This is a genomic window from Dactylosporangium vinaceum, assembly GCF_019904175.1.
Classification (GTDB): domain Bacteria; phylum Actinomycetota; class Actinomycetes; order Mycobacteriales; family Micromonosporaceae; genus Dactylosporangium; species Dactylosporangium vinaceum.
Window position 1 is genome coordinate 11,751,807 of record NZ_CP061913.1, and the last position, 12,877, is coordinate 11,764,683.

Here is a 12,877-nt window from a genome sequence, read left to right on the forward strand (position 1 = left end):
CTCCCTTTCCCCGGGTACGAGTGGAGCGTCGAGGCTCCTACCCAGCCAGGGACGGGAATCAAACCCTCATAATCAACTTAAGTGATTCGCAAGCATAGATACCAAATCCGCGGCCGCGTACGGTTTGTCCAGGAATGCGTCACATCCGGCCTCCATGGCCGCCGCCTTCTCGTGCGGCAGGACGCTCGCGGTCAGCGCCACCACCGTCGGCCGCGCGGGAGCCGCGTTGAGCTCGGCGGCCAGCGTCAGCCCGTTGCCGTCGGGCAGGTTGACGTCCAGCAGGATCAGGTCTACGGCATGCGCGGCGAGCGCGCTGCGGGCATCGGCGAGCGACCCGGCTTCGAGCAGATTCGCATGGTGTACCGCGGGAGCGTCGGCGCGCGCGATGATGGCCCGGACGAGCACGCGATTGAGCTCCTCATCCTCCACCAACAGGACTGTGCTCATCTGACGGCTCCTTCCTGTCGTGCCCCGGACACCGCGCTCAGGCCGATCCACTCGCGGACCCCGTCGGCCGCCGAGCCCCGCGGCACCGTGCCGATGACCTTGCCGGTCAGCCGCCGCCGGTCGGCGTCGGACAGGTCGGGCGCGGTCAGCGCGAGCACCGGGATGCCCTGGGTCGACGGCTCCTGGTCCAGCCCGGAGAGCAGGGCGAACCCGTCGACGCCCGGCATCTGCAGGTCACAGATGATCAGATCGAAGCGGCGGTTGCGGGACAGCCGCAGCCCCTCCGCGCCGTCGTCGCACGTGACGACGGCGATGCCGGCCTCCGTGAGCTGTCGCGCGACGACCGCCCGAGTCGTGTCGTCGCGGTCGACCACGAGCACCGATGCCGAGTCCTGCTCCGAGGCGGGCATGATGTGCCGGGCCAGCTGGGCCAGCATGGCATCGTGGTCGACCGGCTTGACGAAGAAGTCGGCCGCGCCCAGGGCCAGGCCGGCCCGCCGGTCGTCGATGATCGTGGTGAAGAAGACCGGGATCGAGCGCAGGGCCGGGTCGTGTTTGAGGCGCTTGATCACGTCCCAGCCGTCGAGGCCGGGCAGGACCACGTCGAGCAGTATCGCGTCGGGGCGCCAGGCGCCGGCCGCGGAGAGCCCGGCCTCGCCGGAGGCGGCGGTGCGCACCGCGTATCCGGCCCCGACCAGGTATGCCTCGAGCAGTTCGGCCGAGCGCGGGTCGTCGTCGACGACCAGGACCCGGCCGCGGGCGACGCCTTCGGGATGGGCCGTCGACCCGGTACCGGCCGCGGCCGCGAGCGCGCCGGCGGCCGGCAGGTGGACCGTGAACCGGCTGCCCTCGCCCGGCGTCGACGCCACCCCGATCGTGCCGCCGTGCGCCTCGACCAGCCGCCGGGTCAGCGCGAGCCCGAGCCCGGTGCCGGCCTTGCGCTGGGTGGCCGTGCCGAGCTGCTGGAACTCCTCGAAGATCCGCTCCTGGTCGGCCGGCTCGATGCCGCCGCCGCTGTCGGCCACCGTGATCGCCACGCCGGCCGTGACCGGCTCAGCGGTGATCGAGATCAGGCCCTCCTCGGGCGTGAACTTGATCGCGTTGGACAGCAGGTTGTCGAGGATCTGCCGCAGCCGCAGCGGGTCGGCGGACACCGCAAGATCGTCGGGCACGTTGCAGTACACCCGCAGGCTCTTGCGATCGGTCAAGGGGCGCAGCGTGGTGATGATGTCGCCGATCGCGCCGTCGAGCGAGATCGGCTCGGCGTTGAGCTCCAGGCGCCCGGACTCGACCTTGGCCAGGTCGAGGATGTCGTTGATCAGTCCGAGCAGGTGCCGCCCACTGCTGTGCACGTGATCGACCCACTCGGCCGGCACGCTGCGGCGATCGCCCTCGGGCCGCTCGGCCCGCATGAGGTCGCTGAAGCCGATTATCGCGTTGAGCGGCGTGCGCAGCTCGTGGCTCATGCCGGCCAGGAAGTCGCTCTTGGCCTGGCTGGCCAGGGTGAGCGCGGCAACCGACTCGGCCAGCCGGTCGGTCAGCTCACGCTGCTCGGCCAGCACGGCGCTGCGCTCGGCCAGCACCCGGGCCTGCCCGGCGAGGACATTGGTGAGGCGCAGGTCGTCGGCGCTGAACAGCGCGCGGTAGCGGTCGAGCACCAGCAGCGTGCCGATCCCGGGCAGCGGCAGCGCTGTCGCGAACCGGGTGCCGGTGGCCACGGCCAGCGGATGCCCCTTCGGCAGCCGGGCCGGGCGGCGGCCGGTGGTCAGGGCGTGCACGTCGAAGTCGAGGCGCCCGTGCGGCAGGTGGGTGCCGGAGCGGCAGACGGCGGCCCGGCGCTCCAGGTGCCCGTCCAGGAGCAGGACGGCGTCGGTACCCGTGGTGTCGTGGACGACCTGCACGAAGCGCCGCCACACCTGACCGGTGCTCGCGTCGGCCGGCAGCCGCTGCAGATCCTCGGTCGCCTCATACCAGGTCGTTGCCGACATCACCCGGCGCAGCCAGCGCGGCGGGTGGAACGCCAGCAGGGACAGGACGGCGGCGACGAGCCCGACGAACCGCCCGGCCGGCTGCCACCACACGTGCCGCCCCGAATACTGCGCGGCCGCGGTGAACAGCATCAGCAGCATCACCGGAAACAGGTATGTGGCCGCCGCGGCCAGGCGCAGCCGGGCCTTCCCGGCGCCGGATCGGCGGCCGGCCGCCCGCAGCAGCATGGTGCCCGCGATCAACTCGGTGACAGTGAAGGTCACGGTGATCAGCGCCAGGTAGGGCCGGGTCAGGGGCCGGGGCGCCACGCTCACGGCCACGACGGCGACGAGCAGGAGCACCAGCAGCGTGCCGTCCAGCCAGCGCGGCACCCGGCCGAGGCGCGCGGCGAGCCGGAGTGTCAGGTACGGCTGGATCATCAGCAGCGCGGTCGCCAGGATCGACGCGGCGAGCGGGACCGGGCGGTGCAGCTGCTCGCGCACGGCGGCGTTCACGCACAGCGCCAGCGTCGGCAGGAAGATCAGGGCGGTGTCGCGCTGCAGCGGGTCTCGGCCCCTCGCGTAGCCCCCAAGCGCCCGTAAAAAGACGGCCGCTACCAGCGCGGTTGTGACCAGAGTTACCATGTGAATACGCCCCGTAACGGTTTCCGAACGGGACTCACTTTAGTCAGACAATGAGGCTGGGGGGGCCGGATGAGCGATGACGTCCTGCGCGCCACCGTCGCCACGGCCACCCACGACCTGTCCAACGCCATCGGGGCGGTCGTGAACTACACGACGTTCCTGACTGAGGACCTGACCCGCAGCGGGGCCGCGCCCGAGTATCTGCCGCACCTGCAGAGCGCGGCCGAGCGCGCACTGGCCCTAGTAGCGGGACTCGCTGCGGCTCTTGCACGCGACGCAGAGCGTGACTGACGGGAACGCGGCCAGCCGGGCCACCGGGATCTCACCGTGACACGTCTCACACGTACCGTAGTGGCCGGCGTCGAGCCGCTCCAGCGCCCGGTCGACCTGGTCCATGCGGCCCCGGATCGACTCGGCGAGCATGAACTCCTGCTCGCGCGTGAACGCCTTGTTGCCGAGGTCGGCCACGTCGTCACCGGAGTCGACGACGCCCGCGAGTGTCATCTCGGCCACCGTGGCGACGTACTCCGCCTCGAGCTCCTCGCGCCGCCCGATGAGTGCGGAGCGAATGTCCTGGGTACGGGTCTCTGGGTAAACGAGCATCGTCGGGCCCCCCGGCATCGTGGCAGTAAGTCGTCGATCGGTGGCTTCCGGTGTGCCCACGAGTGGTGCTGCGCAAACCTGACTGTTTTTTGCGACCGGCACAGGGCACCATGAATACCGTGGAGGCGGATTTGATCGAGGTCGACGTGCCCGCGGGCCAGTCCCGCACGGCCCGGCGCGTGATCACTCAGGCGCTCGACGCCTGGGGTCTGCCCCAACTCAGCCGCTGCGCGGTCATGGTCGGGCACGAGCTCGTCGCCAACGCCCTGCGCCACGGGCTGCCGCCGGCCGTCCTGCGGCTGCTGCGCCGGGGCGACACGCTGATCATCGAGGTCGGCGACGCGAGCGACAAGGTGCCGCGCATCGCCGAGATCGACAACCTGACGAGCACCTCCGGCCGCGGCATGCAGATCGTCAACACGCTGGCCCGCACCTGGGGCGTGCGCCGCCACCAGGGCGGCAAGACGGTCTGGGCCGAGATCGCCGTCTAGGTCGACTCAGGCCCCAGGTCGACTCAGACCCGAGGCCGGCACCAGCTCAGGCCGGACCCGGCCCGGGCCGGGTCAACGGGGCGCGCTCTACGGCGGCCCGGGGTCAGGCCAGCTCCACGGGCTCGTTGGTGATCGGCAGGATCTGGTCCAGCCCGGTGATCTCCAGTGTGACCCGCACGTCCTCGTTCGGGTTGGCCACTACGAGCGTCGCGCCCGCGTTCTTGGCCCGCCGCCAGCAGCCGACGAGCGTGCCCAGGCCGCTCGAGTCGATGAACGACAGGTGCGTGAGGTCGACGACCACCTCCCGGGCCCCGGCCTCCAGCTCCTGCACCACCGCCGTGAGCAGGCTCGGAGCCGAGTCCAGGTCCAGTTCCCCGGTCAGCACCAGATGTACGCGACCCTCGTGCCGGCGCGCTTCCAACTCCCAGATCGCCTCGTCGTCAACCACCGGGCTTCCTTTCCTGACTCGCTGGTCAACAGTTTGGGGTACCCAATCGGTGGAGTTCAAACGCACAGCGCGGTTGCCCTCGATCGGCCGGCGCGGAACACTCGGTGACATGCGAGCTGCGTACCTGGTCGAGGCCGGGAGACAGGTGTCGGGATCACTCAACCTCCTGCACACCATCCGGCGCTCCCTGGCCGCCTGCGTGCCCGAGCTCGCCGACTGGGCCCAGCTGATGATCCTCACGCGCGGTGAGGCCACCTACACGTCGCTGCTCGACGGTGGCGTGCCCACCACCGCCCGCCGCCCGCTGCCGTCGCCCTCCCACGCCCGTCTGCTCGTCACCGGCCGCCCCGAGCTCCTGCACGTCGGCTTCGACGGGGACGCATCCGACGGCCTGACCGCCCTCGTCCCCGACGACGCCATGCGCGGCCAGGTCTCGGCCCTGCGGCCGGCAGACGTCCTCGGGGTGCCGCTTACCGCTCGGGGTACGACATTCGGGACTTTGACCCTGGCCCGGCGCGCCGGGCTCGGCTTCGACGTCGAGGACGTGGCGCTCGCCGAAGAGCTGGCCGTCCGGATCGCACTGGCCGTCGACGCGGCGCGGCGCTACACCGAGCGATCGCACGTGGCGAGCGTCCTGCAGAACAGCCTCCGCCCGCCGGAGCTGCCGAAACTGCGCGGCGCCGAGCTGGCCGCCCGCTATCGCCCCGCGGCCGGCGACGCCGAGATCGGCGGCGACTTCTATGACGTCTGGGGCCGGGACGACGACTGGGCGTTCACCCTCGGCGACGTCTCCGGCAAGGGCGTCGAGGCCGCCGTCGTCACCGGTCAGGCCCGCCACACGGTCCGCGGCGCCTCGGCGGTGGACCGCTCGCCCGCGGCCGTCCTCGGCGCGCTCAACACCATGCTCGCCGGGGCGACCGGGCGGTACGTCACCGCCCTCTACGGCCGCGTCACCACCCTGGACTCCGGCCTGCGGGTCGAGCTCGCCTCGGCCGGCCACCCGCCACCGCTCCTGCTGCGCCCCGACGGCACCGTCACCCCCGTCCCCGTGCGCGGCCTCGCCGCGGGCCTGGTCGAGGACGTCACGTATGAGCCGGCCACCGTCGACCTCGCCGTCGGCGACACCCTCGTGCTCTACACCGACGGCGTCACCGAGGCCGGCGACCGCAGCGTCCGTTCGGGCACCCGCCGACTGGCCGCGCTCCTGCGGCGCTACGCCGAGGCCGGCGTGGAAGCCCTGGTCGAGGCCGTCGAGATAGCTGTCGTCGAGGGAGCCGGCGCCGCGCAGCGCGACGATCTGGCGGTGCTGGCCCTGCGGGCGGGCCGGCCCGCCCGCAGCGCGCCCGGCCACCTGCGGACGGCCGGATGACGCGGACGTACTTCCAGTGCCTGGCCGAGCGCGACGGCGCCGCCGCACTGCGCGTCTGCACCGACCTGCTCGACGCCGGCCGCAGCCCGGTCGACGTCCTGCTGGACATCGTCGCTCCCGCTCAGCACGAGGTCGGCCAGCGCTGGGCGAGCGGCGAGTGGACAGTCGCCCACGAGCACGCCGCCACCGCCATCAGCGAATCGGTGGCCGTGGCCCTGGGCGCCCGAATCCCGGTGCCCGACCGCACCCGCGGACACGTGGTCATGGCCTGCGCCGAGCGCGAGTGGCATGGGCTGCCGGCCCGCCTGGTCGCGTACGCACTGCAGGAGGCCGGCTGGCAGACCACCTTCCTGGGCGCCTCGACCTCACCGGCCCAGTTCGCCCGCTTCCTGGACGACGTGGACGCCGACGCGGTGGCCATCAGCTGCTCGGTCGCCGCCTCCCTCCCGGCCGCCCGCCGCATGATCGACGCGTCCCGGGAGGTGGGGCTGCCGGTGCTGGTCGGTGGCGGAGCCTTCGGCGCGGACGACACCAGGGCCAAGGCTCTGGGCGCCACCGCCTGGGCCCCGGACGCCCGATCCGCCGTGAGCGCCCTGGCGGCCATCACGCCCCCGCCCCTGGACCCCGCCATCGTCCGCCGAGCCGGCCTGGACGAGCACGCCGAGCTGGTCCTGCGCTTCGCCGAGTTCCGCACCGCCACCCGCAGCCGCTGGCCCTGCGAAACCCCACTGGCCGAGGACGCCCTGGACCACGCCCTGCACTCGCTGTCGGCCACGCTGCTGACGAACGACCCCCGCCTGCTGCACGAGGCCGACGACTGGCTGAGCACCCTGTTCAAGGCCCGCAACGAGGACCCGGCCGCCGTCGGGTCGCTGTGGACGGCGCTGCGGGCCACAGTGGGCGAGCCCCTTCCCGAAGCCTCCCGCCACCTCGCCGCCCTGACCGCCTGAGCCGCCGCCGCGGTGGCGGCGGTCAGCCGGCTTCGGCCAACGACTTGCGGAAGGCGGAGGTCAGGGCCTCGTCCAGATGGTCGAGAAGGTCCTGTGGGTCCTCGTAGATCGCGGCCGCGCCGTGGTCGAGCAGCTCGGCCGCGCAGAGCCCGCCGCTCGTCAGGCCGATGCACGGAATGGAGAGCTTCGCGGCCGCGTGCACGTCCCACACGGAGTCGCCCACGAAGACCGTCTCCTCCGCCGACAGGCCCGAGCGTTCGAGCGCGACCTCGAGGATGTCCGGCGCCGGCTTGCTCTGCGAGGCGTCGTCCGCGCTCGTCACCGCCGTCAGGGCGCTGTCGACGTCCAGGCAGCGCAGGAGGGCGTCCAGCTCGGGGCGGGAAGCGCTCGTTGCCAGTACCACCGAAAGGCCCCTATTGGCACACGTGTCGAGCAGGCGGCGGGCCCCGGGCAGTGGGCGCAGCGCCGGCCAGTGGGGCGCGTAGAGCGCGGAGTGGGCCGCTATGAGGGCCTCGTCGGAGGACGAGTCGTGGTCCGGGCCCAGGAGCGCGTCGAGGATCTTGTCGGAGCCCATGCCGATCGCCCGGTGAATGCGGGCCATCGGCACGTCGTGGTCGTACTGGCGGAAGGCCTGCCACCAGGCGACGGCGTGCAGGTACACGCTGTCGACGAGCGTGCCGTCCACATCAAAGAGCACACCGGTCACGGGTTTGGTCATGTGCGGCTCTTACCCACCGGAGCAGGGGGTATCACTGGATCCATGACCGAGCCCGATCAAGCGGTTGTCGTGGAGTCGTTCCCGGGTTTCGACGCGGACGATCTCGGCGACTTCGCCACGGAGCACTGCAGTGTCACGCTCGCCGAGCAGCTGGCCGGTGGGCCCGAACACGCACGGGAGCGGGAAAGCCCGCGCGGGCTGGCCGGCATGGATGAGTAAAGACCTCTGCGCGGGGGCATGACCTGCGGACATGGAGTCAGTCCGTGACGCTCTCGGGGATGTTGTCCGCTTTGTCCCCTCCCTGCTGCTGTTCGTGGTCATCCTGCTCGCCGGCTGGCTTATCGCAACGCTGGCCCGCACCGCCGTCCACAAGGTGCTCGACCGCCTCCGGTTCCGCCGCCTCACCGAGCGCAGCGGGATCGGCCGGGCGCTGACCGGGGCCGGGACGGACGCCAACGACCTGCTGGCCAAGCTGGTGTACTACGCGCTGCTGCTCTTCACACTGCAGATCGCGTTCGGCGTGTGGGGGCCCAATCCGGTCTCCGAGCTCATCGACTCGGTCGTGCGCTGGCTGCCGCGGGCGGTCGTCGCCGTCGTGATCGTGGTGGTCGCCGCGGCCATCGCGGCCGGCGTGCGGGACCTGGTCGCCGGCGCGCTGGGCGGCCTCGCGTACGGGCGCGGGCTCGCGGCGCTCGGCTACTGGTTCATCCTCGGCCTCGGCATCATCGCCGCCCTCAACCAGATCGGCATCGCCACCGCCGTCACCACGCCGGTGCTCGTCGCCGTGCTGGCCACGGTGGCCGGCGTCATCATCGTCGGCGTCGGCGGCGGCCTGGTCCGCCCGATGCAGCAGCGCTGGGAGGGCTGGCTCGGCCGGATGGAGCGGGAGGCCCCGGAGGTCTCGGCCCGGCTGCAGGCGGCCGCCGCGGCCCGGCGGGAGGAGCCGCGTGCTCCGTCGGAGCCGTCGCCGGCACCTGCGGTACCGCCGCGGATCGTTCCTCCGACGCCCGGGCCCATCCCCGGCCTCGACGTGCCGACGGTCGTGGTGCCACAGCCGGCGCCCGACGACACCGTCGTGATCCCCCCGCAGCCGGGGCGTGACGAACGACAGCAGTAAATGCCGTAAAAGCGCCCCCACGCCGTCGTGGGGGCGTTTTTGTGTCGAAAACGGACTGACCCTCGTCGTTGCCCTACCGCGCCTTCACAATTCGATGTCACAGCGTGAGGACCCCTTTTCCGACCGTGCGAAAGCTGGCATGTTGAGGCATCACCAGCACCAGCGAAGGGGGGCACGATGGTCCGACGGAGATGGGTGCACGCCGCATTGGCGAGCGCACTCCTTCCGCCACTGTTCGTGCTGGCTTCGGCCAGCCCGGGCGCAGCGGCACCAGTCCCGGAGGAAAACGGCTTCAAGGCCGTGGAAAGTCTCAAGGCGGTCAAGCAGACCTCGGCGGCCAAGTCGCCGACGAGCCGCATGGCCAAGACCGACCCGAGCCTGCTCAACCGCTCCGACACGGCCAAGGTGTCGATTGCGGTCAAGCTCGACTACGACTCGACGGCCACCTATTCCGGCGATATTGCCGGATATGCCGCGACGAGCCCTTCCGTAACCGGGAAGGCACTGTCCGGAAACGCCGACGAAAAGCGCTATGAGAACCGAATCGCCGGAATTGAGGACAAGTTCCTCACCGAACTGAAGAAGCAGGTCCCCGACGCGAAGGTCGGCCAGAAGCTGCGCACGGTCTACGGTGGCGTGGCCCTCACGGTGCCGGCCAACAAGATCGGCGCGATCCTGGCCATCGATAACGTGGTTGCGGTCCAGGCGGACACCGCCCGGCAGCCGCAGACCGACTCCTCGCCGGCCTTCATCGGCGCGGACAAGGTGTACCCGCAGCTCGGCGGCGCTCCGAACGCCGGCAAGGGCGTCATCTTCGGCTCGATCGACAGTGGCGTCTGGCCGGAGCACCCGTCCTTCGCCGACAACGGCAACCTCGGCGCACCACCCGCCAAGGCTGACGGCACGCCGCGCGCATGCAACTTCGGCGACAACCCGCTCACGCCGGCCGCCGACCCGTTCGTGTGCAACAAGAAGCTCATCGGTGGCCAGGGCTTCCTGGACACCTACAACGCGCAGCAGCCGATCGAGGTCTACGGGTACACCGCCCGTGACTCCGACGGCCACGGCACGCACACCGCGTCGACCGCCGCCGGTGACCCGGTCGCCTCGGCGAAGATCTTCGACATCGAGCGCGGGCCGATCAACGGCATCGCGCCCGGCGCGTGGGTCTCGGTCTACAAGGTCTGTGGCGCCACCGGCTGCTACAGCACCGACTCCGCCGCCGCGGTCGCCCAGGCGATCAAGGACGGCGTGAACGTCATCAACTTCTCGATCTCGGGTGGCGCGAGCCCGTACACCGACATCGTGGAGCTGGCGTTCTTCGACGCGTACAAGGCCGGCGTCTTCGTCGCCGCCTCGGCCGGCAACAGCGGCCCGGGGGCGAGCACGTCCGACCACCTGTCGCCGTGGGTGACCACGGTGGCCGCGTCCACTCAGACGCGCGCGTTCCAGTCGACGATCACGCTGAAGTCGTCGGACGGCTCGGGGGCGACCCTGACCGGCACGTCGATCACGCCGGGCATCGCCGCACAGACGCCTGTCGTGCTCGCCTCGGCGGCTCCGTACAGCGACCCGCTCTGCATCAAGCCGGTTCCGGCCGGCCTGTTCAACGGCAAGATCGTCGCGTGCAAGCGCGGGCCGAACCGGGTCCTCAAGGGCGTCACGGTCAAGGCCGGCGGCGCGGTCGGCATGATCCTGTACAACGACCCGGCGGCCGAGACACTGAGCGACAGCCACTGGCTGCCGGCGGTGCACCTGGCCGACGGCAAGCCGTTCCTGAACTACGTGGGTGCTCACCCGAACGTCACGGCGAGCTTCACGCAGGGCGTCAAGGCCACGCAGCAGGGTGACGTGATGGCGAGCTTCTCGTCGCGCGGCCCCGGCGGCAACTTCATCAAGCCCGACATCACCGCGCCCGGCACGCAGATCCTGGCCGGCAACACGCCGACCCCGGACGACGTCGCCGTCGGCCCGCCCGGACAGTACTTCCAGGCGATCGCCGGCACCTCGATGTCCTCGCCGCACATCGCCGGCTCGGCGATCCTGGAGAAGGCGCTGAACCCGGCCTTCACCCCGGGTCAGATCAAGTCGGCGATGATGACCACGGCCACCACCAAGGTCCTCAAGGAGGACGGGGTGACCCCGGCCGACCCGTTCGACCTCGGTGCCGGCCGCGTCCAGGTCAACCTGGCCGCGACCCCCGGCCTGACGTTCGACGAGACGGCCGACCGGATGTTCGCCCTCGGCAACGACCCGGTCAACGCGGTGCAGATCAACCTGCCGTCGGTGAACGCGCCGGTCATGCCCGGCAAGCTCACGGCGGTGCGGACCGCGAAGAACGTCACGAACAAGACGCTTGTGTACCGCGTTGAGACGACGTCGCCCAGCGGCTCGTCGATCACGGCGACCCCGGCCCTGTTCTCGGTCGCGCCGGGCAAGAGCCAGCAGGTGAGCATCACCATCAAGTCGAACGCCACCCAGGGCCAGTACTTCGGCGAGGTCCGCCTCGTCCCGGTCACCGGCGGCGTCCCGACGCTCCACCTGCCCGTCGCGTTCGTGCCCAAGCAGGGCGACGTGAAGGTCACCCAGACCTGCACGCCGACCCAGATCGGTCTCCTGCAGACCAGCAAGTGCACGGTCACCGCGACCAACGGCACCTTCAACGACACCACGGCGGACTTCACCACCACGACGTCGCTGAACCTCCCGGTCGCGGGAGCCACGGGCGCCTCGGTGGTCAACCCGTTCAAGGTGGAGAAGAAGGGCGCGGCACTGGCCGGGGCGGTTCCCGGCACGCCGTCACTGACGCCGGGCACCATCGCCGGCTACCTCCCGCTGTCGGCGTTCGGGATCAGCCCGACCGCGATCGGCGACGAGGACCTGACGACGTTCAACGTGCCCGCGTTCATCTACAACGGCATCACGTACACGTCGATCACCGTCGACTCCAACGGGTACCTGTACCCGGGCAGTGATGATGCGAACGAGAACAACAACTGCTGCAGCATCACCCCGATCCCGGACCCGGCGAAGCCGAACAACGTGCTGGCTCCGTTCTGGACTGACCTCAACGGCACCGGCCGCAACGGCCTGTACGTCGGCACCCTGACCGACGGCGTCAACACCTGGATCGTGGCCGAGTGGGACGTGGTCGACTTCGGCACCACGAACGCCCGGCACTTCCAGGTGTGGCTCGGCACCAACGGCGTCCAGGACATCGTGTTCGCCTACGACCCGGCCTCCATCACCACCCTGCCGGCCGGGCAGGACATGGTGGTCGGCGCCGAGAACCTCAACGGCACCGGCGGCCAGGGCCTGCCGGTCAACACCCTGCCGACCGAGGACCTGCGCGTCGTCAGCACCGACCCGGTGCCCGGCGCGTCGGTCTCCTACACGGTGACGGTGTTCGGCCTGCTACCCGGCAACGGTGAGGTGACGTCGTCCGTCAGCTCGCCCGCGGTACCGGGCACGACGGTCGTCAAGAGCACCATCACCGTCAGCAACAAGCTCAACCACATCGGCACCTGATCCAAGTTGCTCACAAAGCGGCCGGCCCTCTTGCACAAGGGGGCCGGCCGTTTGAGGATCAGGACCATGCGGACCTTTGCGAGCGCGGAAGAACTGCTGGCCGCGGTCGGCGAGCACCTCGGCTACAGCGAGTGGGAAGAAGTCACCCAGGAGCGCGTCGACCTCTTCGCCGAGGCGACGGGCGACCACCAGTGGATCCACGTCGACCCGGCCAGAGCCGCCGCGGGCCCGTTCGGCACGACGATCGCCCACGGCTTCCTGACGCTTTCCCTGCTGCCCACCCTTACCGCGCAGATCTACCGCGTGGAAGGCATCCGCATGGGCATCAACTACGGCCTGGACCTGGTCCGCTTCCCGGCCCCCCTGCCGACGGGCTCGAAGGTCCGCGCGGGCCTCGAGCTCCTCGCGGCCGATGACAAGGGCGAGGGCTGGCTCCAGCTGAAGAACCGCGTCACCATCGAGCGCGAGGGCCACGAGAAGCCCGTCTGCGTAGCGGAGTCCCTCACCCGGATCCTGGTCTGAGCACCGCGATCCTGGTCTGAACGCCGCCCGCCCGCCCGACGCGCGCGTGGCGGCGGGCGGGCGTTCGCACCG

Annotated in this window: 13 protein-coding genes; 8 read left to right on the top strand and 5 right to left on the bottom strand. The window is 71.0% G+C overall.

Annotated features, from left to right (window positions below):
* Positions 1 to 72: 72 nt before the first annotated feature.
* Both Dvina_RS52940 and Dvina_RS52945 read right to left on the bottom strand, forming a co-directional pair.
* The gene (locus Dvina_RS52940; protein WP_223099997.1) at positions 73 to 447 is read right to left on the bottom strand and encodes a response regulator; all 375 of its coding nucleotides are present in this window, start codon (positions 445 to 447) and stop codon (positions 73 to 75) included.
* Positions 444 to 2,930, bottom strand: coding sequence for a hybrid sensor histidine kinase/response regulator (locus Dvina_RS52945; RefSeq protein ID WP_223099999.1), 2,487 nt, complete (start codon positions 2,928 to 2,930; stop codon positions 444 to 446). Before Dvina_RS52945 ends, Dvina_RS52940 begins: the two co-directional genes overlap by 4 nt.
* Positions 2,931 to 3,128: 198 nt before the next feature.
* Here Dvina_RS52945 and Dvina_RS52950 point away from each other — a divergent pair, with 198 nt between their 5' ends.
* On the top strand, positions 3,129 to 3,350 hold the full coding sequence (locus tag Dvina_RS52950; RefSeq protein ID WP_223100001.1) for a hypothetical protein: 222 nt from the start codon (positions 3,129 to 3,131) through the stop codon (positions 3,348 to 3,350).
* Here the strand turns inward: Dvina_RS52950 and Dvina_RS52955 are convergent.
* Entirely contained in the window at positions 3,300 to 3,662 is a 363-nt protein-coding gene (locus Dvina_RS52955) for a TraR/DksA family transcriptional regulator (RefSeq protein WP_246655897.1), read from the bottom strand. The two genes, Dvina_RS52950 and Dvina_RS52955, sit on opposite strands and share 51 nt — an antisense overlap.
* A 119-nt stretch (positions 3,663 to 3,781) precedes the next feature.
* Here Dvina_RS52955 and Dvina_RS52960 point away from each other — a divergent pair, with 119 nt between their 5' ends.
* Entirely contained in the window at positions 3,782 to 4,153 is a 372-nt protein-coding gene (locus tag Dvina_RS52960) for an ATP-binding protein (protein WP_223100005.1), read from the top strand.
* A 103-nt stretch (positions 4,154 to 4,256) separates the two neighbouring features.
* Here the strand turns inward: Dvina_RS52960 and Dvina_RS52965 are convergent, their stop codons facing one another.
* Positions 4,257 to 4,601: an STAS domain-containing protein gene (locus Dvina_RS52965; protein WP_223100007.1), complete on the bottom strand. Its 345-nt coding sequence runs from the start codon at positions 4,599 to 4,601 to the stop codon at positions 4,257 to 4,259.
* Positions 4,602 to 4,710: 109 nt separating this feature from the next.
* Between Dvina_RS52965 and Dvina_RS52970 the strand changes: the two genes are divergently transcribed.
* Positions 4,711 to 5,970, top strand: coding sequence for a PP2C family protein-serine/threonine phosphatase (locus Dvina_RS52970; RefSeq protein ID WP_223100009.1), 1,260 nt, complete (start codon positions 4,711 to 4,713; stop codon positions 5,968 to 5,970).
* A complete protein-coding gene (locus Dvina_RS52975) occupies positions 5,967 to 6,920 on the top strand; it encodes a cobalamin B12-binding domain-containing protein (protein WP_223100011.1) in 954 nt (317 codons plus the stop codon). Before Dvina_RS52970 ends, Dvina_RS52975 begins: the two co-directional genes overlap by 4 nt.
* A 22-nt stretch (positions 6,921 to 6,942) precedes the next feature.
* Here Dvina_RS52975 and Dvina_RS52980 read toward each other — a convergent pair whose 3' ends face one another.
* Positions 6,943 to 7,638, bottom strand: a complete 696-nt coding sequence (locus Dvina_RS52980; protein ID WP_223100013.1) for an HAD family hydrolase — start codon at positions 7,636 to 7,638, stop codon at positions 6,943 to 6,945.
* 42 nt (positions 7,639 to 7,680) lie between these two features.
* Here Dvina_RS52980 and Dvina_RS52985 point away from each other — a divergent pair, with 42 nt between their 5' ends.
* The 4 genes from Dvina_RS52985 to Dvina_RS53000 all read left to right on the top strand — a co-directional run bounded on the left by Dvina_RS52985 (position 7,681) and on the right by Dvina_RS53000 (position 12,805).
* A complete protein-coding gene (locus Dvina_RS52985) occupies positions 7,681 to 7,857 on the top strand; it encodes a hypothetical protein (RefSeq protein ID WP_223100015.1) in 177 nt (58 codons plus the stop codon).
* Between the two features lie 31 nt (positions 7,858 to 7,888).
* Positions 7,889 to 8,755 carry a mechanosensitive ion channel family protein gene (locus tag Dvina_RS52990; RefSeq protein ID WP_223100017.1) on the top strand — a complete coding sequence of 289 codons (867 nt, stop codon included), beginning with the start codon at positions 7,889 to 7,891 and terminating at the stop codon, positions 8,753 to 8,755.
* Positions 8,756 to 8,932: 177 nt separating this feature from the next.
* Positions 8,933 to 12,283, top strand: a complete 3,351-nt coding sequence (locus tag Dvina_RS52995) for a S8 family serine peptidase (protein ID WP_223100019.1) — start codon at positions 8,933 to 8,935, stop codon at positions 12,281 to 12,283.
* A gap of 66 nt (positions 12,284 to 12,349) precedes the next feature.
* Positions 12,350 to 12,805 (top strand): MaoC family dehydratase, encoded by a 456-nt coding sequence (locus Dvina_RS53000; protein WP_223100021.1) that lies wholly within the window; start codon positions 12,350 to 12,352, stop codon positions 12,803 to 12,805.
* Positions 12,806 to 12,877 lie beyond the last annotated feature (72 nt).